General features: G+C 43.6%; 15 protein-coding genes. 11 read left to right on the forward strand and 4 right to left on the reverse strand.

Annotation, left to right across the window (positions count from 1 at the left end):
- Window positions 1-14: 14 nt before the first annotated feature.
- Window positions 15-1439: a PA14 domain-containing protein gene (locus tag AB3G73_RS23240; RefSeq protein ID WP_367745726.1), complete on the forward strand. Its 1425-nt coding sequence runs from the start codon at window positions 15-17 to the stop codon at window positions 1437-1439.
- Here AB3G73_RS23240 and AB3G73_RS23245 read toward each other — a convergent pair.
- The gene (locus tag AB3G73_RS23245) at window positions 1428-2615 is read right to left on the reverse strand and encodes a DNA-binding transcriptional regulator (RefSeq protein WP_148364377.1); all 1188 of its coding nucleotides are present in this window, start codon (window positions 2613-2615) and stop codon (window positions 1428-1430) included. The genes AB3G73_RS23240 and AB3G73_RS23245 overlap by 12 nt on opposite strands.
- 203 nt (window positions 2616-2818) lie before the next feature.
- On the opposite strand from AB3G73_RS23245, the gene AB3G73_RS23250 reads away from it, so the two are divergent.
- Both AB3G73_RS23250 and AB3G73_RS23255 read left to right on the forward strand, forming a co-directional pair.
- Window positions 2819-5026, forward strand: a complete 2208-nt coding sequence (locus AB3G73_RS23250) for a DUF5686 family protein (protein WP_167511727.1) — start codon at window positions 2819-2821, stop codon at window positions 5024-5026.
- Window positions 5027-5230: 204 nt separating this feature from the next.
- Window positions 5231-6361, forward strand: coding sequence for a retron St85 family RNA-directed DNA polymerase (locus AB3G73_RS23255; RefSeq protein ID WP_148364378.1), 1131 nt, complete (start codon window positions 5231-5233; stop codon window positions 6359-6361).
- Window position 6362: 1 nt separating this feature from the next.
- On the opposite strand, the gene AB3G73_RS23260 is transcribed toward AB3G73_RS23255, so the two are convergent.
- Window positions 6363-12320 carry a DUF3320 domain-containing protein gene (locus AB3G73_RS23260; RefSeq protein ID WP_367745686.1) on the reverse strand — a complete coding sequence of 1986 codons (5958 nt, stop codon included), beginning with the start codon at window positions 12318-12320 and terminating at the stop codon, window positions 6363-6365.
- Between the two features lie 96 nt (window positions 12321-12416).
- Here AB3G73_RS23260 and rpsA point away from each other — a divergent pair, with 96 nt between their 5' ends.
- The 6 genes from rpsA (at window position 12417) to AB3G73_RS23290 (ending at window position 18513) form a co-directional block, all read left to right on the forward strand.
- Window positions 12417-14219 (forward strand): 30S ribosomal protein S1, encoded by a 1803-nt coding sequence (rpsA, locus tag AB3G73_RS23265; protein WP_148364380.1) that lies wholly within the window; start codon window positions 12417-12419, stop codon window positions 14217-14219.
- A 324-nt stretch (window positions 14220-14543) separates the two neighbouring features.
- Window positions 14544-15476: a ribonuclease Z gene (locus tag AB3G73_RS23270; RefSeq protein ID WP_148364381.1), complete on the forward strand. Its 933-nt coding sequence runs from the start codon at window positions 14544-14546 to the stop codon at window positions 15474-15476.
- Window positions 15473-17014 (forward strand): L,D-transpeptidase family protein, encoded by a 1542-nt coding sequence (locus AB3G73_RS23275; protein ID WP_367745688.1) that lies wholly within the window; start codon window positions 15473-15475, stop codon window positions 17012-17014. The genes AB3G73_RS23270 and AB3G73_RS23275 overlap by 4 nt, the downstream gene beginning before the upstream one ends.
- A 24-nt stretch (window positions 17015-17038) precedes the next feature.
- A complete protein-coding gene (locus AB3G73_RS23280) occupies window positions 17039-17590 on the forward strand; it encodes an RNA polymerase sigma factor (RefSeq protein WP_148364383.1) in 552 nt (183 codons plus the stop codon).
- A gap of 47 nt (window positions 17591-17637) precedes the next feature.
- On the forward strand, window positions 17638-18018 hold the full coding sequence (locus tag AB3G73_RS23285; protein WP_074557307.1) for a hypothetical protein: 381 nt from the start codon (window positions 17638-17640) through the stop codon (window positions 18016-18018).
- Window positions 18019-18045: 27 nt separating this feature from the next.
- Window positions 18046-18513, forward strand: coding sequence for a hypothetical protein (locus AB3G73_RS23290; RefSeq protein ID WP_148364384.1), 468 nt, complete (start codon window positions 18046-18048; stop codon window positions 18511-18513).
- Between the two features lie 106 nt (window positions 18514-18619).
- On the opposite strand, the gene mazG is transcribed toward AB3G73_RS23290, so the two are convergent.
- Together mazG and AB3G73_RS23300 are read right to left on the reverse strand one after the other, a co-directional pair.
- Complete coding sequence (gene mazG, locus AB3G73_RS23295; RefSeq protein WP_008775510.1) at window positions 18620-19408, reverse strand: nucleoside triphosphate pyrophosphohydrolase; 789 nt, start codon at window positions 19406-19408, stop codon at window positions 18620-18622.
- Between the two features lie 12 nt (window positions 19409-19420).
- Window positions 19421-20476: a DUF3810 domain-containing protein gene (locus AB3G73_RS23300; protein ID WP_367745689.1), complete on the reverse strand. Its 1056-nt coding sequence runs from the start codon at window positions 20474-20476 to the stop codon at window positions 19421-19423.
- Between the two features lie 251 nt (window positions 20477-20727).
- Between AB3G73_RS23300 and AB3G73_RS23305 the strand changes: the two genes are divergently transcribed.
- Entirely contained in the window at window positions 20728-23364 is a 2637-nt protein-coding gene (locus tag AB3G73_RS23305; RefSeq protein ID WP_148364386.1) for a valine--tRNA ligase, read from the forward strand.
- A 117-nt stretch (window positions 23365-23481) separates the two neighbouring features.
- On the forward strand, window positions 23482-25380 hold the full coding sequence (locus tag AB3G73_RS23310) for an ATP-binding protein (protein ID WP_148364387.1): 1899 nt from the start codon (window positions 23482-23484) through the stop codon (window positions 25378-25380).
- Window positions 25381-25514 lie beyond the last annotated feature (134 nt).

Genomic DNA, 25514 nt, shown 5'->3' on the forward strand with positions numbered 1-25514 from the left:
TTCTGTTTTTGTGGATGTGTACGCTTCTTCCTGTTCTGCTGTCGGCTCAAGCTCCGGGCCGGTTTGCTTTTAAAGACGGGAAATTTGTGATAGCACAGTTTACGGACTTACACTGGACACCGGAATCACCGAAATGTGCTGAAACTGCTGCCACTATCCGTGCTGTTCTGGCATCCGAACACCCCGATCTTGCCATATTGACCGGTGATGTGGTGACTGACGATCCAGCCCTTAAAGGCTGGGTGGATGTAGTCAATATCTTCAATGAAACCAAAACCCCCTTCGTTGTGACTATGGGCAACCATGATGCGGAGTATATGACGCGGGACGATATTTATGATTTTCTTCTGAAGTCCCCTTATTATGTAGGAGCAAAAGGACCGGCGGATATTATGGGATGTGGCAATTGTGTCATTCCTGTTTATGGTTCGCAAAGGAAAGGAACGGTAGAAGCATTACTTTACTGTTTGGACTCCAATGATTATCAGCCGAATAAACTTTATGGTGCGTATGATTGGATTCATTTCAACCAGATTGAATGGTATCGCAGGCAGAGTGCAGGCTTCACTGTCGCTAACGGTGGAAAGCCTGTACCAGCACTGGCTTTTTTTCATATTCCGCTCATTGAGTATAACGAAATCAGAAGTGACGGAAAAACTTATGGAAACGATAAGGAAGGTGGAGTGGCCGCAGCGAACATTAATTCGGGTATGTTTTCTTCCTTTCTTGATATGAAAGATGTGATGGGAGTATTTGTGGGACATGATCATGACAATGACTTTCTTGGAATGGATAAGGGAATCCTACTGGGGTACGGACGGGTGACCGGTACGGATGCTTACGGCTCATTGACCAGAGGGGGCCGTATCATTAAACTGTATGAAGATCAGTTTAAATTTGATACATGGATAACTACACCTGCCGGACGCGAAGCTTCCTATTATTACCCGTCGGGCATGAATTCTGAAGAAGAACAGACTATGACTTATCTGCCGGGAGTGAAAACATCTTCCGGGAATCCCGGAGTGGCATATACTTACTACGAAGGAAAGTGCAAGCGTGTTGCTGATATAGATACTTGCAGTAAAGTAAAGTCAGGGGTAATGAGTAACTTCTCAATCAAAGAGGCTGCCGTTACCGATCACTTTGCTTATGATTTTCGTACATTGGTAAGAATCTCCGAAAGAGGTGTCTATCGTTTCTATACTTATTCCGACGATGGTTCCCAACTTTACATAGATGGTAAATTGATTGTTGATAATGACGGCGGACATAGTGCTCGCCGTGTTGAAGGAAAGGTAGCTCTTGAAAAAGGCTTTCATGAGTTACACTTGCTGTACTTTGAAGACTATATGGGGCAGGAACTGGAAGTAGGATATGCGGGCCGGAATGTTCCGGAAACTACCCTGCCGGACAGTATGCTGTTCTTACCCGATTGATTCACCGATAATACAGTTCATCATCCGGTGTTCTTTTCTGTATTCATTGGGAGAGACGTTTTTTAAAGCTTTGAATTGGCGGGACAAGTTCTTAAAATTACTGATTCCGACTTGTTCCGCCACGTCTGCGATAGGGGCATCGCTGGCCAGTAACATCTGCGCAAAACGCTCCATTCTAAGATTGAAGATGTATTTATGGATGGATTGTTTTGTAACTTGTTTAAAGCGGATTTCCAACAAACGGCGTGATAATGGTACTTGTCTGACAATATCCGATACAGTAATTTCAGAAGCCAGATTCTGATGAATATAGGTCAAGGCTGTGTGAATGTGTACATCAGTCGTCGCATAGAAATCTGTTGATTGCCTGTTTACAACATTTACCGGTTGTAACACTACGTCCCGACAGTCTCTTTCTTCATCATTTAATAAGCGATCTATCATTGCGGCAGCCTCGAATCCACCTCTTACGATGTTATGGTTGATGCTGGACAAAGGAGGTTCGGAGAGATTACATATGATGTCGTCATTGTCAACCCCTAATATCGCTATTTTGTCCGGCACTCTGATATTGTTCACACGACAGACTTCTGTGATGCGGTTTCCCTGATTATCATCACACGCCATGAGTGCTGTTGGTTTTGGCAACGATTTCAGCCATGTAAGCAAGGGGGGAGATTCATAAAACCATAAGTCATCCAATGATTGATCCTGATATACATGAAAGTTACTGCCGAAACCATGAGCAGATATACATTCGTAGAAACCTTCACAGCGTTCTTGTGACCATACGGCATCTCGATAACCATAGAACGCGAAATTCTGAAATCCTTTACTCAGAAAGAATTCTGCCGCCATTTTTCCTGTTGCGCGGTAATTGCCGGTGATATTAGGAATATTGTTGAACCTTGATTTGTAGTCTTGTGCTAAAGCAATTATACCATTCTCGCGAAATATATCTACATTATCATTATTGTCAAATCTTCCGATAATAGCATCTGCTTGCCAAGCCTTTGCCCATTTTAACACTCCTTTTATGCCATAGCTGTTCTTATAGGAAGGTGGCATCCGGCAAACTACCCATGGATCATGACTCTTTGAATAGGCGAGTATACCCTTTAGCAAATTATATGAAAAGGTTTCTGTGAAGTCGGTTAGTAATATCAGTCGAATCATGGTCGTCGGTTATATAAAGATGTTTATTTTGATTACACAAATATAAGATTTCTATTTTTATATTCCTAACAAATGTCTGATGTTTTATAATTAATAATCTACCGTTATGTATTCATCCTGTATGAAGGTTTTCTTCTGATAACTCTTTTTAGTGTCTAACTTTCCTTGCTTTTCGATATTCTTTTTTATATTTGCCTACGTTAATGAAGGAGATACGACGATTGAGAGATAAAATATTGATAGGATGCATATTGTGTCTGTTCTCTTTTATTCCAAAGGGGGCAGCCAATAATTATATAATGAATCCTTATACCCACCAGGAAATCTCTGCTGACTCCATCATAGAACGTGTGATGACTTTTGCACCTTTGTATGAAACAATCGTAAGCGATTATCGTGCGAACTTATATATAAAAGGTAAGATGGACATTCAGAAGAAGAATTTTATTCTCCGTTATGTACCTTCTATGTTTCGTTTGCAAAAGGGTGTTCGCGAATATCTGCTTGAAACATACAGTGACCTTCATTATACGGCTCCCAATATTTACGATCAGAAAGTAAAGGCCTCGCAGGGAACTGTGAGAGGAAACAGGGGATTGCCGGGTTTGCTTGAATACTTTAATGTAAATATCTACTCTTCGTCTCTGTTGAATGATGAACGCTTATTATCACCACTGGCTAAAAACGGACAGAAATATTATAAATACCGGATAGACAGCGTGATGGGAGATCCTAACAATCTGGATTATCGGATACGTTTTATTCCCCGTACCAAGAGTGACCAGTTGGTGGGTGGATATATGGTGGTCAGTAGTAACGTTTGGAGTGTTCGTGAAATTCGTTTTTCGGGAAGATCGGAACTGATAACATTTACCTGTTGGATTAAGATGGGGGATGTAGGTAAGAAAAATGAATTCCTGCCGGTGCGCTATGACGTAGAAGCTCTTTTTAAATTTCTCGGAAATAAGGTGGATGGTAATTATACCGCTTCTTTAGACTATAAATCCATCGAACTGAAAGAAAAAAAAGTACGCAAGAAAGAGAAAAGAAAATATAATCTTTCGGAATCTTTCTCTTTACAGTGTGATACGAATGCATATAAGACGGATGCTTCTACTTTTGCTATCATGCGGCCGATCCCTTTGGATGAAAGTGAGAAAAAACTATACCATGACTATACCCTTAGACGTGACACGACTACGGTACAAAAGCAATCCAAGAGTCAGGCCTTTTGGGGAACGATGGGTGATTTGATGGTAGAAGATTATAAATTCAATTTGTCCAATATCGGAAGCGTACGGTTCTCTCCGTTTATCAATCCGCTCTTATTCAGTTATAGTGGAAGCAACGGTTTGTCCTATCGACAGGACTTCCGTTATAACCGTCTTTTCAGAGGGGATAAATTACTTCGCATTGTGCCTAAGCTCGGATATAACTTTACGCGTAAGGAATTCTACTGGTCACTGAATGCCGACTTTGAATACTGGCCGCAGAAACGGGGATTCTTCCGGTTGAATGTGGGTAACGGTAACCGTATTTATAGTAGTAAAGTGTTGGACGAACTGAAAGCTATGCCGGACAGTATCTTTAATTTCGATTTAATTCATCTCGATTATTTCAAGGACTTGTATTTCAATTTCCGACATACCGTTGAAGTAGTCAACGGACTGGATATCGGTCTGGGGTTCTCCGCCCATAAAAGAACAGCGGTAGAGCCTTCACGTTTTGTAATCACCGGTGACTATCCGATGCCGCCCCCGGAATTTATGGATAAATTCAAGAACACTTATATCAGTTTCGCTCCCCGCATCCGGATAGAGTGGACTCCGGGACTCTATTATTATATGAACGGAAAACGAAAGATTAACCTTCATTCTTTATATCCGACTTTCTCGGTTGATTATGAACGGGGTATTAAAGGAGTGTTCAAGAGTACGGGCGAATATGAAAGAATAGAGTTTGACCTTCAACATCAAATCCGGATGGGATTGATGCGTAACATTTATTATCGTTTCGGATTCGGAGCATTCACCAATCAGGATGAGTTGTATTTTGTGGACTTTGCCAATTTTTCCCGCCATAATCTTCCCGTAGGCTGGAATGATGAAATCGGCGGAGTATTTCAGGTGCTTGACTCACGTTGGTATAACTCCTCCCGCCGTTATGTACGGGGGCATTTCACCTACGAAGCTCCGTTTCTCATTCTTAGGCATCTGATGAAGTACACCCGTTATGTGCAGAATGAACGTATTTATATCAGTGCCCTCTCTATGCCGCACCTTCAACCTTATTTGGAAGTAGGATATGGCATCGGTACGCATATTTTTGACGTAGGAGTTTTTGTGAGCAGCGAAAACTGGAAATTCGGGGGGATAGGCTGTAAGTTCACGTTTGAGTTGTTCAACCGATAGTTTTCTTTGTTCCGGTTGTTTTATCGAAAGATTTTACTTATCTTTGTATAAGAGAGGATGAGGACCGAATTTAGCATCAAAGAGGTGTAGTCGCCTTGTAAGCACAGGTATTTTCCTAGAAAATAAATTCTAAGGTATAAATACCTAAATTTATTTTAGTAAATAACTCATCCTCTCTTCTCTTTTTTTATATGCATATACAAAATGGACGGAATTTTAATAACGATCATTGTTATTACCGCTTTCCTGGTTTATAAGATGATTTCCTCAAGCAGGAAACAGGAGGGGTATAAAAGATGGAAAGCAACAAGCAGTGGTAAGGAAGAAAAGACTACTAAGGTAAAATGGGAACACGGAGCCTGGCTTAGGCATGCTTTGGGGGGAACTGTTCCGAGAGCGCAGTATGTTCAAAAGTTTGATGAATCGGCTGTTGTCTGGTGCGCCAACCTGTTGGGGGTGGAAACGGTGCGGTTGAAGGAAATATTACGGGATGTTTCCGAACATTACCGGGAGTTCTGGATGAGAAAAAGAAAGGGAGGTTATCGGATGATTTCTGCTCCTGACAAAGAATTGCAATCTATTCAAACCACTATTAATTCTCGAATATTATCATCTGTGACACTGATTCATCCGGCAGCAGTAGGCTTCCGGAACGGTCATTCTGTGGTTGATAATGCCAGTCCTCATTTGGGAAAACGGTATGTGTTGAAAATGGATATTCATGATTTTTTCTTTTCGATACGGAGCCGGAGGGTAAAAAAGACATTTGAGAAGATCGGTTATCCGGAAAATGTGTCTAAAGTATTGGGAACATTGTGTTGTTTACACAGACACTTGCCGCAGGGAGCGCCTACAAGTCCGTCGTTGAGCAATATCGTCGGGTATGAGATGGATAGGAAATTAGCGGCACTGGCAGCGGAATACGGACTGGCTTACACCCGTTATGCCGATGACCTGACTTTTTCGGGAGATGTGTTTCCCAAAGAACAAATCATTCCTCGAATCAAACAAATTATCCGCGATGAGAAATTCGAACCGAATCATAAGAAGACCCGTTTTATCAATGAGTATGGCAGGAAGATTATTACAGGAGTATCTGTCTCTTCCGGTGCGAAACTGACAATCCCTAAAGCCAGAAAGAGAGAAATCCGGAAGAATGTCTATTTTATCCTGACGAAAGGTTTGGCGGAACATCAGCGCCGGATTGGCTCGAGTGATCCTGTCTATCTGAAACGGCTGATTGGAGAACTTTGTTATTGGCGGTCAATAGAACCGGACAATGCGTATGTATCCGATTCTATTAACCGTTTGAGATGTTTGGAGAAAGGGTATTAATCTAATTGGCAATCGTTACCCGTTCATTTTCTATCTTGGCGTAATTCCTTTTCACAGCTTCGCGAATACCTCTTTGCATGGCAGCGTCTATGTTCGATCCCATACGGGCAAAGCCGAACAGTTGCGCGCATGCTTTTATCAAATCTGCTGCAGGCAGGCTGATGGAGTCGGTCAATAGTTGCCGGATGGCATTGGCTATCTCTTCAGGTGGTATGTCTGTCGCTTCCCGGTCGGAAACCGGGCGATAGACTGAATAGGAAGCGCATTGTTCTTTGTCGTTCCAGCAGAAAACAAGTCCTTCGTATTCTGTGCGATAGATATTCAATGTGTCGAGTGCTGTTTCTATCTGTGCTTCTACCCGTGTTCCCAAGCGGCTGATTCCCCATTCGGACAGGATTTTCTTACAGAGCAGGGATTTACTGATTGGCGCCTCGCTTTCCATAATCTTCCGTATTTGGGAGAGGAGGATAGAGTAACTGTCCGTAAAGAAAAAGTCTTCCGGTGAATAACTGTATGGGGTAATCTTTGCAAACTTGTACTTTTGCTCTATCCGGTTTTGAGTAGAAAGAACGGAAGCTGTTTGCTTTTCAGGAGTAGCAGGCGATGCCTTGAGCACGAATGAATGTTCATTGTTGGTTATTTGTGCAGCCGGTGCAGGTTCTGCCACTTCTGTCGGAGCAGAGCCGGTTCCGGCTGCTGTCATTGAGCCGACTTTTGAACTCTTTTTCCGGGCGATAGCCTCTTGGATAGTTGCCATTACTTCGTCCGGCTTTTCCCACCAGTCCATTGTCCATATCCGGTAGATGTCCCATCCGAGTGCTTTCAATACATTATTCTGCACAATTTCCCGGTCACGTGCGGTCTTGGTGCGTTTGTAGTTTTTGCCGTCACAGATAATACCTAACTGATAGTTAGAGGTGTTTTCGGTGTCGACGATACCTATATCTATCTTGTATCCGGAGCAACCGATGTCTGTATGCACGGTGTAACCCAGTGAGCGCAGTCTGTCGGCAATGATCGTTTCGATGGAGACTGTTGCTTCCGACTGTTGTCTTGTCACGCTGTTGATGGTGTTTCGGGTTCCCTTCTCCGCATATTCGAGGAAACGTTTTAGTCCGGCTACTCCGATGGAAGAAGTACGGTTCAGGTCGATCATATCCGACCTTAGGGTGGAATAGATAATCATCTCATACCGGGCACGGGAAACGGCTACATTCAATCTTCTTTCACCGCCTGCCCGGTTCAGGGGCCCGAAATTCATGCTGACGCGCCCTTCTGCATCCGGACCATAGCCCACAGAGAAAAGAATGACATCGCGTTCGTCTCCCTGCACATTCTCCAGGTTCTTGATAAATAACGGTTCGTCGCATTCCAACGCCAGAGTTTCCAGTTCGGGGTAAAAGATAAAGAGGTCGGATAATAAGTCTTCTATCAAGGCTTGTTGGACAATGCTGAAAGTGACTACACCGATACTTTTCTTTCTTAATTCCTCGCTTCTCAATCTTCTCGCTATTTCGTCCACCACTGCTTGAGCTTCCGCCCGGTTCTGGCGCGACTTGCCTTTATCATAGTAACCGTTGATGTTGACTATCCTGACTTTCGATTCGATGTTGTCCGGCGAGGGGAAAGTCATCAGTTTGTTATCGTAATATTCGGAGTTGCTGAAAGCGATGAGGCTCTCGTGCTTGCTCCGGTAGTGCCATAATAAATATTTGGAAGGAATAGAGAGGGCGAGACAGTCGTCAAGGATACTCTCCAAATCTTCCATTTCAATGTTGTCTTCATCAATGGTGTTGACCGAGAAGAAACTCGTAGGAGGCATTTGTTTCGGGTCGCCTACAATAATGACGTTTTTACCCCGGGCAATGGCGCCCACCGCTTCATAAGTAGGCATCTGTGAGGCCTCATCAAAGACTATCAAATCAAATTTATCAGCGTCCGTGTCAATGAATTGAGCGACGGAAAGAGGACTCATCAGCATACACGGGCACATGCGCGACAACAAAGTGGGAATCTGGTCGAACAGCTTACGAATGGATATGCCGCGGGCATTGTTGCGGATATTCTTTTGGAGGATACCCACTTCTGAACTTTGGATGGCTTCTTGAGTGAAAGACGGAATGTTGGAGGCCAACCGGGCATACAATTCTCTTTGGGTCGTTTCTTCGAATTTGGCGGATATTTGTTTGTATTTAGCAATGATGTCATTGAATATCTTACCGTTGAATAATTCCAGAGTCGGTTCTTTGTCGATGATATACCGGATAGCCGCCTGATAGAAACTCTTGCGGAAGCTGTCTGTAAGTTGCCCGGTAGGAATATTCTTTTCTTTATATTCCGTCGCAATAAATCCAATTCCCAGGCTATGCAGGGTTTGGTAGGCTTGTAGCCACTGATACCAGTCCTTGAGCTTGTCGAGGTTCTCTTTCCAGGTCAGGGCTTTAGACAAGGCAATCGTTATCCAGTCGGCTGAATCGGTATAAAGTTCTTCAGTCGAGATACCCAGCATGTCGGACAGTTTCTTTTCGGTGGTTGTGAGTGTATCTGCGAGTTGATACAGTTCATTGAAGGAATGGGCATGAATGTCTCTGAATGTTTGAATTCCTTCTGTGAGTTGTGCGGACAAATTCTGCTTGATTTGCGAAACTTTGGCAATGTCTTTAGCATAGTTCAACAAATGCGAATGAAGGGAAGTCATGTCGTCGATTATCTGTTCAATGGTGTTCCAATCCTCGTTCTTGCCGGGTCGTCCGAATAGGGAGGGAAGTTGTCCGGTGTATTTCTGAACGGCTTCGGTTTCTTCCTGATACCTGATAATGCGGTGAAGCAGAGGTTTGATGTCTTCTGTTTCAATCGCTTTTAAAGCATATATGTTGATTGCCTTTCTGATTTTCCGCTGTCCGAAATATCTGGGAAGGAACCACTGGTCGGATACCCGGTTCCATTCGGCTAACATCTGCTTTGCGTTGATGGACAGGATTTCTTGGGTGAATCCGGTTTCTATCTCTTTCCTTTGTTCATCCCGTTTCCGTCCGTGAACCACTACTTCCCGGTATTCATTCAGTGTTTCGTTGAGCAATGGCAGAGTCAGCAATCCGGGAGTCAGTTCCGGAATGTCGAGTATTTTTCGGATGATGTGGACAATCGTCCGGAAATCCTTGCGTGTAGGGCGTATATCCGTATCTTTTAGAAGTACGGAGAATACATTCAGCTTCTGCCGGATGGTGGTTAACAAGTCGACAAATCCGGTGAGCAGTTGGGAGGACTCCTCTTTAACGGCTGATGAATATTCGGTAATCGAGATGCCCGTTAATGGATGCTGATAAGGATGTCCGCACGCATTGGCCGTCCGGACTAACAGCTCGATGGCTTCTTCCCATTGGGCAAATGTTTCTTTATCTAATGTATCCAGATAAACTTGTGGAATATCAAAACAAGATTCGACGTCCACGGATTGATAATGAATAATGGCGTCGTATAATGAAACCCCGAACGGGTATTCTTTATGTAGGGCTTCGATATATTGATTCAATTCCGCCCGTAAATTCAGCAGGCGTTCCGCTTCCTTTCTGAATTCTTCGGGAGGTGTCTGCCTGATAATTTCCGTAGTTTCTTTCAGTTGCGAGATAACGGCGGATTTCTTTGTCTTGTTGGAATGAATCTCCAAGCAGAACGGAGCCAGGCCGATAGCCGCCAGTCTGTTTTGTACAACGGAGAGGGCAGCCATCTTTTCCGCAACAAATAAGACGCGTTTTCCTTTGTAAAGCGCATTGGCAATGATATTGGTAATCGTTTGCGATTTTCCTGTTCCCGGAGGGCCGTGCAGGATGAAAGTCTTGTCATGTACGGCTTCGTAGATGGCTTCCAGTTGTGAGGAATCGGCGATGATGGGTAATACAATGTCTGTGGGCGACAGTTGCTTATCCATATCCGTTGCATCTATTTCCTCTGTGGCGGCTTCCCATTCTATCTTTCCGTTGATGAGGCTGGACACAATCTTGTTCTGAACCAGTTTGTTGGCGTTGTTGTGGATGTCGTTCCACATGATGAATTTGTTGAAAGAGAAAATACCCAGAATCGCTTGCTCTTCCACGTCCCATTTGCGCTGGTTCTTGATGCTGTTGCGAATGATGGAATAAATCAGTTTGACATTTACACCACTTCCGTCGGTAGGCAGCGGGTCTAACCCTGATAGGGCGATTCCGAAATTTTGGCGGAGCATTTCCAATAAGGTGATGTTCATCATCGTTTCTTCCTCCCGAGAACGGATAACATAACCTTTGGCTGCCGATTTACGGATGATTTCAACCGGCAACAGCAGGATGGGAGCGTAGCGGGGGCGTTCGCTGGAGGGGGTCTCGTACCATTTTAAAAGTCCGAGAGCCAGATAGAGCGTGTTGGCTCCATTCTCTTCAATAGAGGTACGCGAAGACCGGTATAGATGGGTCAGTGCTTTGCCTAAATCGTTTTCGGATAGATAGAAACGTAGTCTTTTCTGTGAAAGTTCAGAGTTGACGAAACCAACTACAGGATCAGATTCCGGTATGGAGGAATAAATCCCGAAGTCCATTGCCGGACTCTCCCAATCGGCAGGACGGTGAAGGATGCGAAATTCTTCTCCGTCGGCCAATGCATCTTCCAGGCAGGATAGATTAGCCGGAATGAGTTGGAGCGTGTTTTTGGTGATCCGGATATTCAGCAGATTGTTGCGCAGACTTAAATCCAGCAACCGTCTTTCCCATAACAGTTGTTTGGTAATTACGGTCTGGGTTTCATTGCCTGACAAATCATACGGATTGATACTTTGCGGAGTGGCATGAACGGCACTTTTGGGAATGTCGGTCTCCTTTTCTTCTACTTCCCATACCTGCCCGTGCAGAATGCGTTGGGGGATGGGGCGGATGCCCGAATGTCTCGCTCTTTTCACATCTATGGCAAGAATGAAGTTATTTCCATCCGTCAGCTTTCCGTTCGCTTGCTTCACTGCATCGTCGAAATCGGACGAATGTCCCATGTTCATGCAGGTCGTTTCGACTAACGTTATGTCGTAGATCCCTTCGGCAGTCCGTTTGGTCAACAGAGAGACATCGTCAATGGTAGGGTCAGGGAAAGTTTCCGGCACTAGCCAGGCTCCCGCAAAAGCATGCCCTTGAGTGATGATAATGAGTGCATTCAGTCCGATTGCCTCCAGGCAGGAAGCATAGAGTAAGGCCATATCCAGACAGGTTCCCAGTTTCTGTGCCATCACGGAGTTGGCTAGCCGGACACGCTGGCCATATTCCTCGAAGCTGGCGGGGATGGTGCTGTATATAATCTGTTGTTCCGTGATAGCCGTGTAGATGGCGGCCATCTGTTTCCTTACCCGGTCCGGAGTACGGCTTTGATATTCGTCGAGGGACGGATTATCAGTCCATTGCCCCAGGATGGAAGCGGCTCTCTTGATGATCGGCAGAATGGCTGTATGATTGGGGGTGATGAAAGCGGCCAGCATTTCGGGCAATACATTGATTCCTCCCCATTGGTCGTATGCCAGAATGTCGATAGGGTAGGTTTGGCTGAATACGGAAACTGCTTCGGAAGTAATTTCAATTTTCAGATTGCCGGATAAACGTTCGGTCAGCTGTGTGAAATAGTTGGCGGACAAAGTGAGGTTGAATGATGACAGGCAGATCGAACTGTTTGCCGGAATCTGTTCCACAGCTATCGGAACGGCGTTTCCGAAAGTCGGCTCTGTTGTGATTTGTACCTGAATGTCCTTCAGTGGGGCAGGTGTCGTATTCTCAATAGAAAGCTGATGAATGACCGATGCACCGTTTTGTTGTATCGCAAAATTAATAAGCGGTAAATAGTCGCATTGCACCTTGACTTTGTCCAATCTCTCGTCCATGGCAAAAACTGTATAAATTAAAGATTGCAATATTACAAAAAATACGGATATAATTCTCTTTTCTTCTGCCATTCTTTTGTCAATCAAGAAAATATTTCTACCTTTGCGCCCGATTTATAGATAATATAATGTCTTATTTAATTAAAGTATTAAACAATTTATTTATTAATGGAAAACTTAAAGAACGTAGCTCCTATTGAAGATTTCAACTGGGATGCTTATGAAAATGGCGAATCAGTAACCAATGCAAGCCACGAAGAACTTGAAAAAGCTTACGACGGTACGCTTAACAAGGTGAACGACCGTGAGGTTGTTGACGGAACCGTAATCGCAATGAACAAGCGTGAAGTAGTTGTGAACATCGGTTACAAATCAGACGGTATCATCCCATTGAATGAATTCCGTTACAATCCGGATCTGAAGATCGGTGACACAGTAGAAGTGTACATCGAAAATCAGGAAGACAAAAAAGGACAGCTCGTTCTGTCACACAGAAAAGCCCGCGCTACTCGTTCTTGGGATCGCGTTAACGCTGCTCTGGAAAATGAAGAAATTATCAAGGGTTACATCAAGTGCCGCACGAAGGGTGGTATGATCGTAGACGTATTCGGAATCGAAGCATTCTTGCCGGGTTCTCAGATCGACGTTAAACCGATCCGCGACTATGATGTATTCGTTGGCAAAACAATGGAATTCAAAGTGGTTAAAATCAACCAGGAATTCAAAAACGTTGTTGTATCTCACAAGGCTCTTATCGAAGCTGAACTGGAACAACAGAAGAAAGAAATTATCGGTAAACTTGAAAAAGGACAGGTTCTTGAAGGAACTGTTAAAAATATCACATCTTACGGTGTATTCATCGACCTTGGTGGCGTAGACGGTTTGATCCACATCACTGACCTTTCTTGGGGACGTGTTAGCGATCCGAAAGAAGTGGTTGAACTGGATCAGAAGCTCAACGTTGTTATCCTTGACTTCGATGACGAAAAGAAACGTATCGCTCTTGGCTTGAAACAACTGACTCCGCACCCATGGGATGCTCTTGACACTGACTTGAAGGTAGGTGACAAGGTGAAAGGTAAAGTGGTTGTTATGGCTGACTACGGTGCATTCATCGAAATTGCTCCGGGCGTAGAAGGTTTGATCCACGTTTCAGAAATGTCTTGGAGCCAACACCTGCGTTCTGCACAGGATTTCATGAAGGTAGGCGACGAAGTAGAAGCTGTTGTATTGACACTTGACCGCGAAGAACGTAAGATGTCTTTGGGTATCAAACAACTGAAACAAGATCCATGGGAAACAATCGAAGAAAAGTATCCTGTAGGTTCTAAGCATACTGCAAAAGTTCGTAACTTCACTAACTTCGGTGTATTCGTAGAAATCGAAGAAGGTGTTGACGGCTTGATCCACATCTCTGACCTTTCTTGGACTAAGAAAGTAAAACACCCATCAGAATTTACTCAGATTGGTGCTGACATCGAAGTTCAGGTATTGGAAATCGACAAAGAAAACCGTCGTTTGAGCCTTGGCCACAAACAACTCGAAGAAAATCCTTGGGATGTATTCGAAACTGTGTTCACTGTAGGTTCTGTACACGAAGGTACAATCATCGAAATGTTGGATAAGGGTGCTGTTGTAGCTCTTCCTTACGGTGTAGAAGGTTTCGCAACTCCGAAACACCTTGTAAAAGAAGACGGTTCACAAGCACAGTTGGATGAGAAACTTGAATTCAAAGTGATCGAGTTCAACAAAGACGCTAAGAGAATCATTCTGTCTCACAGCCGTATCTTCGAAGATGTAGCTAAGGCTGAAGAAAGAGCAGAAAAGAAAGCTGCTTCTGGTGCTAAGAAGTCATCTTCCAGCAACAAGAGAGAAGATTCTCCGATGATCCAAAACCAAGCTGCTTCAACTACGCTGGGCGATATCGACGCTCTTGCTGCATTGAAAGAACAGTTGGAAGGAAAGAAATAATCTGAATAGAATATTTTCCAGTGAAAGGCGCTCCCGTTTGGGGGCGCTTTTTTTGTTCACCACAGAGGACACGGAGGACGCAGAGGGTAGGGAGGATATAGAGGATATAGAGGACAGGAAGGATATGGAGAATACAGAGGATTGAAGGATTGATTTAACAAACTAACGATGGTAATATATTTATTTATATAAACTACCCTCTTCTCCTCCGCATCCTCTCCATATCCTCTTTACCCTCTGCGTCCTCTGTGTCCTCTGTGGTGAATAGAAAAAAAGTTTCTTCCTTTGCAAGATTAAATGTGAAATGTCCTATCTTTGCATACCATGGAAAAATTCGAGTTACATATATTGGGATGCGGCTCCGCTTTGCCTACCACGCGACATTTTGCGACCTCTCAAGTCGTGAATTTGCGTGAAAAGCTTTTTATGATTGATTGTGGTGAAGGGGCACAGATGCAGTTACGCCGTTCCCGGCTGAAATTTTCCCGGTTGAATCATATCTTTATCTCTCATTTACATGGTGACCACTGTTTCGGATTGCTGGGATTGATCTCTACATTCGGATTATTGGGGAGAACTGCCGATTTGCACATCCATTCTCCACGGGGATTGGAAGAGTTGTTTGCCCCGATGCTTGCTTTCTTTTGCAAGACACTGACTTACAAGGTATTCTTTCATGAATTTGAAACGAAGGAACCGGTGCTCATTTACGATGATCGTTCGGTGACTGTAACGACGATTCCCTTGAAACACCGTATTCCCTGTTGTGGTTTCCTTTTTGAAGAAAAACAGCGTCCTAATCATATCATCAGAGACATGGTAGACTTTTATAAAGTCCCGGTCTATGAACTGAACCGCATCAAGAACGGAGCGGATTTTGTAACTCCTGAGGGAGAAGTAATACCCAATTTACGTTTAACCCGCCCTTCGGCTCCGGCGCGTAAATATGCTTATTGTTCCGATACAATCTATCGTCCGTCCCTTGCTGAACAGATTAAAAATGTAGATTTGCTTTTCCATGAGGCTACCTTTGCACAGACCGAGCAGGCACGCGCTAGGGAAACTTATCATACCACTGCTGCACAAGCTGCACAGCTTGCTGTGGATGCTAATGTGAGACAACTGGTGATCGGACATTTTTCCGCCCGTTATGAAGATGAATCTGTCTTACTTAATGAAGCGTCCGCCATTTTCCCACAAACCATTTTAGCGAAAGAAAATTTGTGTATTGACGTTGATGGAGGGACTTGTCTATGAAAAGTAGTCGATTGCTTTGGGGAGTAATCATCCTGTTCTTTGGTTGTTTGGCAGCCTGTAAAAAAGAGAAGCCTCAATCTCCAATACCCGACTCTTTGTCTTCCCTCCGGGAACTGTTCCATCCTGCTTATCAAATAAATGCGGACAGCATTCATCAGATGATTCGTATTTGCCTGAACGAAAATCCGGTAACTCCCTGGGATTCGGTTTTGCTGGCACATTATCAGGAAAAGGATGAATTCTTTTGGCTGAATGATTCTCTCATATCCGATAAACCTGCCGTACAGGTGGCGGACTCGATGTTATTCTGGTTAGGAAATATTTCACAGCATGGAATTAATCCGGATTATTATCCTGTCGATAGTATTCGTGGAGAATTGCAACAGATACGTACCTTGAATCTGCGCGAAGGGAAGACGATGAACCGTCTGCTGGCAGACGTGGAATATCAGTTGACAGCCGCCTATCTTTCGTATGTGTGTCAATTGAAATTTGGATTCCTGCCTTCGGAACGCAGATGGAACGACTCGATAGACCACATTCCTCTGAAACATTGTGATACGGAGTTTGCAATGGCTGCCCTTGATTCTTTGCGTGCAAACCCTAACGCTGCTTTTCGTCGGGCGCAACCCTCTTCTCCGCTTTATCATAAGATGCAGGAAGAGTTGGTTCGTGTGAATGGCTGGGGAATGACAGATACTACGGATTATTATCGGGATCGGCTATTGGTAAACATGGAGCGGGCACGTTGGCAATATGCATTGGATAAAGGACAGAAATATGTGATAGCCAATGTGGCGGCATTTATGTTGCAGGCCGTCAACGAAGAAACGGACTCTATTCTGGAGATGCGTATTTGTGTGGGGACTGTGAAGAATAAAACTCCCCTATTGTCAAGCAGGATTTATTATATGGAATTGAATCCGTACTGGAATGTGCCTCAAAGCATTATCCGGAAAGAGATTATCCCTACTTACCGTAGAGATACGACATATTTTACCCGTAACCGCATGAAAGTGTACGATAAGAATGGTACGCAGGTAGATCCCCGTAGTATTAAATGGGCGAAGTATGCAGGAAGTGGCGTACCTTATACGGTGAAACAGGACAATAAAACGGGGAATTCGTTGGGACGTATCATCTTCCGTTTTCCCAATCCTCATTCCGTATATCTGCATGACACTCCCTCCCGGTGGGCTTTTACACGGAATAATCGTGCGGTGAGTCACGGTTGTGTCCGTCTTCAAAAAGCCCTCGACTTTGCGTTTTTCCTGTTGAAAGAGCCGGATGAATTGTTGGAAGACCGTATTCGTATTGCAATGGATATCAAGCCGGTGAGCGAAGAGGGAAAGAAGCTGCCCATCAGTGTGGCTTATCGTGAATTGAAACATTATAGTTTGGAACAATATATACCTTTATTTATAGATTATCAGACGGTTTACCTGTCTGCCGATAATAAATTGAGGTATTGTGAGGACATTTATAAATATGATCCGTCCTTACTAGAGGCGATGAATAACCTGAATTTGAAACCATAAATAAACATACAGATACGAGAGATTATGACCCCTTATAACGAACGAGAAGTTCTGAAACTCCTTCAGGAGGAGAGTACACAGCGGAAAGGATTTGAAATGATTGTGGGGCAGTATAGCGAGCAATTGTATTGGCAAATCCGCCGGATGGTACTGTCGCATGAGGATGCGAACGATCTCCTGCAAAACACTTTCATCAAGGCATGGACGAGTATTGATTATTTCCGTGCTGAGGCGAAGCTGTCAACCTGGCTCTATCGTATCGCGCTGAACGAGTGTCTTACCTTTCTGAATAAGCAGCGTGCCATGACTACCGTAGATATTGACGATCCCGAAGCAGTAGTTGTGCAAAGGCTGGAGAGTGACGCTTATTTTTCAGGCGACAAGATACAGATGTGCTTACAAAAAGCCTTGCAGACTTTGCCCGAAAAGCAGCGTATGGTGTTCAACCTGAAATATTATCAGGAAATGAAGTACGAAGAGATGTCGGAAATCTTCGGCACGTCGGTCGGTGCACTGAAAGCATCTTATCATCATGCGGTGAAGAAAATAGAGAAGTTTTTAGAAGAAATAGATTAAACCTTTTAAATGAGACACTGTCTAATGAAAAGAGAGGAGAAAAACGTATGAAAGAAGAAGATATTTTATTGAAGAAGCTTGGAAAGGAAAATTCCTTCAAAGTGCCCGATGGTTACTTTGAGAACCTGACTTCGGAGATAATGAATAAACTTCCTGAAAAAGAGAAAGTCGCTTTTAAGGAAGAACCTGTCAGCACATGGACAAGACTGAAACCATTGCTCTATATGGCAGCTATGTTTGTAGGGGCGGCCTTGATTATCCGGGTGGCGTCAACAGACCATAAGCCTGCTACGGCAGATGATGTAGCGGTGACAGAAGTAGATACTGAAGTAGTTGTATCTGACGAAATGATTGATGTAGCAGTGGATCGTGCCATGCTGGATGATTATTCGTTATATGTTTATTTGAGTGACGCAAGTGTAGAATGATTTATAAAAACTGATTGAATACAGAAAATGAAAAAACTAATCGCATGGATCGTTTTGTTGTGTGGCTTTATGCCTGTTCTTTGGGCTGCTGATGGATGTGATCAGCATTTATCCCGGGAGGAGTTCAGGGAAAAACAAAAAGCTTTCATTATCGAACAGGCTGGATTGAATAAAGAAGAAGCAGCCAAGTTCTTTCCCGTTTATTTTGAACTCCAGGATAAAAAGAAGAAACTGAATGATGAGTCATGGGATTTGATGCGCAAAGGCAAGGATGATAAAACAACGGAAGCTCAATATGCAGAAATCAACGAGAAAGTGGCCAACAACCGTATTGCTGCCGACCAGCTTGATAAAACTTATTTGGGTAAGTTTAAAAAGATTCTTTCAAGCAAGAAGATTTTTCTCGTGCAACGTGCAGAGATGCGTTTTCACCGTGAAATGATAAAAGGTATGAATCGTAGCAAAGACAAGGGAGACGATTCAAAGAAGAAATAAAGAAAAACAGAGCGTCTGATTCGTATGAACAGACGCTCTGTTTGAGTAAAATGGAGGCTCTGTCCGGTGGGAATAGAGCCTCTGTTTTTTTATGCCGGTAAGGAAGTTACAGTCCTTTTTTCTTTGCTTCATTCCAAATGGCATCCATCTCTTCGAGAGACATATCTTTCAGACTTTTTCCCTCCTTGATGGTGTGCTCTTCCAGATAATTGAAGCGGCGGATAAACTTCTGGTTGGTAAGTTCCAGTGCATTATCAGGATTGATTTTATAAAGGCGTGCCGCATTGATGAGGCTGAACATCACGTCGCCGAATTCAGCTTCCGCTTTCTCTTTATCCATGTTGGCTACTTCCTCCTGAAACTCACCGATTTCTTCTTTTACTTTATCCCAAACCTGTTCCCGTTCTTCCCAGTCGAAGCCTACATTGCGGGCTTTGTCCTGAATACGGTAAGCCTTGATTAGTGAGGGTAGGGCAGCGGGCACACCGCTTAATACACTCTTGTTGCCATCTTTCTCTTTGAGTTTCAACTGTTCCCAGTTCTCGGAAACTTGTCCGGCTGTCTCTGCTTTCACCTCTCCGAACACATGCGGATGGCGGAAAATCAGCTTATCGCACAGCTTGTCGCAAACATCTTTGATGTCAAAATCTCCTGTTTCCGAACCTATCTTGGCATAGAAAGCAACGTGCAATAATACGTCTCCCAATTCTTTGCAGATCTCTTTCTTGTCATCCCTCATCAGGGCATCGCAAAGTTCGTAAGTCTCTTCTATGGTGTTGGGACGCAGACTTTCATTTGTCTGTTTACGGTCCCAGGGACATTTAACACGCAGTTCGTCGAGAATGTCCAGGAAGCGTCCGAAGGCTTCCATCTGTTCTTGTCTGGTATGTGACATAAATCTATCTATTTAATTCATTTTTTTCCATTCCTGGTAAGAAATCAACAACCCTACTACTTCCGAGTAGTTTTGGCGGCCACTTTCTATCTTGTTTCCTTTCAAGTAAAGATCGTATATCCAATCCTGTACGGCTCCCACTACCGGGCTATACTTGGCAGCCCAATAGGCTTGATTATTCTTAGCCAATTCAATAATTTCCGGTCGGATGCGTTGAAAGAGTTTTGCATATTCTTCTTCTGAAAGTAATCTTTTTGCATTTCCCAATACATGCCCCAGTACAGAGAAATATCCGGAGAAACGGATACCCATTGCCTGTGAACGGGTGCAAACCTGATAGGCATAGAAATTGGCTTCGGCTTCGCTGGTGATACCTAACAAGTGGGCTAGTTCATGAGCATAAGTGGCAGGATAGTTGGCGGGAAGTAAATCTCCGTTAAGGGTGAATTCGCAGAAGAAAGGCCCCATGCTACCGGTTACTCCTACCATGGAAATGAATGGAGTAAACAACATGGTCTTTACTCTCGGATGATCATGTGGAGGTCGGTGCACGCCCAAGCTATCACTTAACTGATTATAGATTCGTACGGTTTCTTCCCGTATCAAATCCTGGTTGATACTATTTATAGGGGTATACGAACGATTTAATTGGGTGATATAGTCGTCAACGAACTCCTGAAAAATTTCGGGAGTGTAGGCTGTATACGGGATTTCAGTTCGTTGGTAAAAGTTCTTTTGAGAATAATTCAGTCCCCAAGCCAGATAGAACCATACATAAATCCACAACAGATATTCGCCGTCGTGCAATAAAATTTTCTTCCAAGGCAACTTCTTGCGGAGACGGGCGTAAATAGGATAAATAATCACCCCCGTGATGCTAAGGAAGATGAATAAGTCTCCTATCGCAAAAGGAAATAAATTGGAAAAAAACGACAAAACGTAAGAGATAAAAGGATAGATTGTTTGCGAATAGATTGTTGCCAGAGCAGGAATCCATTGCGTTAGCCACACCAGGATTAAGATTGCTCCTAGGGCTAAATATCTTACATTTGGCTTCTTTTTCATCATTTGTCTAATATCAGTCAACAAAAATATGCATTAAATAGACGTCGCGCGAAAAAATACCTCTATATTTGCAAAAAATCTGTTAACAATGGCTTTATTACTTGTGTAATAGGAAAAGTCATTCAACATAAACCGGATAAAAGATGGCTACAAGTAGGAAGAAACACCCCGAGGGTGGTAAGATTTGAATTTAAATTATTAATTTTGCACCCGTTATTTTTAGAATATACATTATCATATATACATAAAACAATATGGAATTAGCAAGTAAGTACAATCCCGCTGACGTGGAGGGAAAATGGTACCAGTATTGGCTGGACCATCATTTATTCAGTTCGAAACCCGATGGCCGTGAACCTTACACCATCGTCATTCCGCCCCCGAACGTCACCGGTGTGTTGCACATGGGACACATGCTTAATAATACCATTCAGGATATTTTAGTTCGTCGTGCCCGTATGGAAGGCAAGAATGCCTGCTGGGTACCGGGAACTGACCATGCTTCTATTGCTACTGAAGCTAAAGTAGTAAACAAACTCGCCGCTCAAGGTATCAAGAAAACTGACCTGACTCGTGAGGAATTCCTGAAACATGCCTGGGATTGGACAGACGAACACGGAGGTATCATCCTGAAACAGCTCCGCAAACTCGGTGCATCCTGCGACTGGGATCGTACTGCTTTCACTATGGACGAGAAACGCAGTGAAAGTGTACTGAAAGTTTTCGTAGACCTGTTCGATAAAGGATTGATCTACCGCGGTGTCCGTATGGTGAACTGGGACCCGAAGGCATTGACCGCTCTTTCTGACGAGGAAGTGATCTACAAAGAAGAGCACGGAAAACTATATTACCTCCGTTATAAAGTGGAAGGTGATCCGGAAGGACGCTATGCCGTAGTGGCAACTACCCGCCCCGAAACAATTATGGGTGACACAGCGATGTGTATCAATCCGAACGACCCGAAAAACGAATGGCTGAAAGGCAAGAAAGTGATCGTTCCGCTGGTAAATCGCACCATCCCTGTGATTGAAGATGATTATGTAGACATCGAATTTGGTACAGGTTGCCTGAAAGTGACTCCGGCTCATGACGTAAACGACTATATGCTGGGTGAAAAGTACAACCTGCCTAGCATTGATATCTTCAACGATAACGGTACATTGAGCGAAGCTGCCGGTATGTATATCGGTATGGATCGTTTCGACGTCCGTAAACAAATAGAGAAAGACCTCGAAGCTGCCGGACTGCTGGACAAGACAGAAGCCTATACAAATAAGGTAGGTTACTCGGAACGTACCAACGTAGTGATCGAACCGAAACTGTCTATGCAATGGTTTCTCAAGATGCAGCATTTTGCTGACATGGCATTGCCTCCGGTAATGAACGATGAACTGAAGTTCTATCCTGCAAAATACAAGAATACCTACCGTCACTGGATGGAGAACATCAAAGACTGGTGTATCAGCCGTCAGTTGTGGTGGGGACATCGCATTCCTGCTTACTTCCTTCCGGAGGGAGGTTATGTGGTAGCTGCTACAGCAGAAGAAGCATTGGCAAAAGCAAAAGAAAAGACTGGCAATGCTGCCCTGACAATGGAAGATCTCCGTCAGGACGAAGATTGTCTGGATACTTGGTTCTCTTCCTGGTTGTGGCCGATCTCTTTGTTTGACGGAATCAACAATCCGGGTAATGAAGAAATCAACTATTACTATCCGACCAGCGACCTTGTGACAGGACCGGATATTATCTTCTTCTGGGTAGCCCGTATGATTATGGCAGGCTACGAGTATGAAGGAAAGATGCCGTTTAAGAACGTTTACTTCACAGGGATCGTTCGTGATAAACTGGGACGTAAGATGTCCAAGTCACTCGGTAATTCTCCCGATCCGTTGGAGTTGATCGAGAAATACGGAGCCGATGGAGTACGTATGGGTATGATGCTTTCTGCTCCTGCCGGAAACGATATTCTTTTCGATGACGCACTTTGCGAACAGGGACGTAACTTCTGCAACAAGATATGGAATGCTTTCCGTCTGATTAAGGGCTGGACAAATGCCAAAGGCACTATTGAAATTCCTACCGATGCACATCTGGCAGTTCAGTGGTTTGACCAAAGACTGGATGCGGCAGCTGTTGAAGTGGCCGATCTCTTCTCCAAATATCGTTTGAGCGAAGCGTTGATGCTGGTTTACAAACTATTCTGGGATGAATTCTCTTCCTGGCTGTTGGAAATCGTGAAACCTGCTTATGGACAGCCTGTCAATGGCTTTGTTTATGATATGGTTCTTAGCTCTTTCGAGCGTCTGCTTGAATTGCTGCATCCTTTTATGCCATTTATCACAGAAGAACTGTGGCAACAATTGCGTGAGCGTGAACCGGGTGAAAGCCTGATGGTTACTCAACTGTTTGAACCGGTCGGAGCAAATGAACAGTTCCTGGCAGAGTTTGAAGTAGCTAAGGAAATCATCAGTAATGTCCGTAGCATCCGTTTGCAGAAGAACATTGCTCTGAAAGAAGAACTCGAATTGCAGGTTGTAGGTACTCATCCGGTGGAGAAATTGAATCCGGTGATTATCAAGATGTGTAACCTGTCTTCCGTAACAGTGGTAGAAAGCAAATCAGAAGGTGCTGCTTCTTTCATGATAGGAACGACCGAATTTGCCGTGCCATTGGGCAATAAGATTGACGTGGAAGCCGAAATCGCCCGTATGGAAGCCGAATTGAAACATAAAGAAGGATTCTTGCAGGGAGTGATGAAGAAACTTAGCAACGAGAAATTCGTCAATAATGCTCCGGCTGCCGTTCTTGAACTGGAACGTAAGAAGCAGGCCGATGCGGAGAGTATCATCAAATCTTTGAAAGAAAGTATTGCGGCTTTGAAGAAATCATAGTCCTCTGATACTTAATTTTATATAATAAAGGGCATCTCAATTCGTTTTGGGATGCCTTTTTTTTGCGCTAAAGAAATTAATACTATCTTTGCTTTCGCTATTTATAGAATATCACAAATGAAACAACCGCTGCGGATCATCCCATTTTTCCTTGGATTATTCCTTTTCATTGAAGGATTCTTATCCCCTGCGTCAGCCCGAACCGAAAAAACAAATAAAGAAGTACTGGTTTTAAACTCGATTAATTTCAATCTGCCTTGGGCTAAAAACTTTTATTGGTGTCTTCATGATGCTCTTCAGAAACAGGGAATCTCTGTCAAAGCGGAGTCGCTTTCTGTACCTGCTTTGGAAAATGAGATGGAAGTGAATGCTCTGGTTACCCATTTGCGCCAGAAATATCCGACTCCTCCCACTGCGGTTGTGTTGATTGGAGATCCGGGATGGATAGTCTGCCGTGAATTGTTTGATGACGTATGGAAAGAAGTTCCGGTAATCGTGACAAATGCCCGCGACCATTTACCGGCTTCCCTTGAGGTCTTGTTATCTCACGTTCCGTTGACGGAAGCCAATACCCTTTCCGGTGATGAATGGAGGCGCGGATATAATATAACCATCTTGAAGCAACATTATTATGTAAAGGAGACAATCGACTTAATTTACAAACTGATACCTGATATGGAACGTCTGGCATTCATTTCGGACGATCGGTATATCAGTGAAGAAACTCGCAGAGATGTACAGGAAGCTGTAAAGGAGAACTTTCCGGACTTGCGTCTGGATTTACTTTCCACCACTCAGTTGTCTACGGAAATGTTGCTGGATACTTTACATGGTTATAAACCGAATACGGGGATCATTTATTATTCTTGGTTTGAATCACATAACAAAAATGACAATACCTATCTTTTCGATCATATTCAGGAGGTGATTGTCAATTTTACTCCGTCTCCATTGTTTTTACTTTCTCCCGAAGACTTGTCGAACAATACTTTTGCAGGAGGATATTACGTTTCGACAGAATCGTTCTGTAAATCTTTGTTGGAAATACTCGGTCGTATTTTGGATGGAGAGCAGGCACGTAATATTCCCGGTGAGGTGGGAGGACAAGGAAGTGCCAATCTCTGCTATCAAGTATTGAAATCCTACAATATACCTTCTTCCCGTTATCCGGACGATGCGGTATATGTCAATGAACCCAGGACTTTTTTCCAGCAGTATTATGTTCAAATCCTTTCCTGCTCTTTCTTTTTATTGATATTGATTGTTGCTATTGTATATTATATCAGCATTCTTCGGAAAGCATATAGTCGTCTGCATGAAGCGATGGAAAAAGCGGAGCAGGCTAATCAATTGAAATCCGCATTCCTGGCTAATATGAGTCATGAGATACGTACCCCCTTGAATGCTATTGTAGGGTTCTCGAATATGCTTCCTCATGTCGAAAACCGTGAAGAAATGTCCGAATATGCAGATCTTATTGAAACAAATACAGATTTATTGCTTCAGTTGATTAATGATATTCTGGATTTGTCGAAGATTGAAGCCGGTACATTCGATTTCTACCCTGCCTTGATTGATGTGAACCAGGCGCTTGAAGAAATCGAGCAGAGTATGCAGCTACGTCTGCGATACAATAATGTGACTTTCACATTTGCGGAAAGACTGCCCCAATGTACATTGTATACGGATAAGAACCGTTTGATTCAGTTACTTGCCAATTTCACTGTTAATGCCATTAAGTTTACAGAGGTGGGTACTATCCGTATGGGGTATCGTTTGCTCGATCCTGAAACGATTTATTTTTATGTGTCGGACACCGGCTGTGGAATGTCTCCTGAACAGTGTCTCCATGTATTCGAACGGTTTGTGAAGTACAATTCCTTTGTGCAAGGTACCGGACTGGGACTTTCTATCTGCCATACGATTGTAGATCGCCTGGGAGGGAAAATAGGAGTGGAGTCGGAAGAAAACAAAGGATCTACTTTCTGGTTTACCTTACCTTATCGGCAGAATTAGTGCTTTACTTCTCTCCAATCTATCAGTAGATAAGTTGCTATGCTCTTATTGCAAACTTCCTTTCCCTTATTGGATAAGTTGTCTTTGACTAAGAAGAAACTATAAACGCAAGTTCTGATTATATAATTGCAAGT

The sequence above is a fragment of the Bacteroides sp. L008 genome, assembly GCF_040812255.1.
Classification (GTDB): Bacteria; Bacteroidota; Bacteroidia; order Bacteroidales; family Bacteroidaceae; genus Bacteroides; species Bacteroides vicugnae.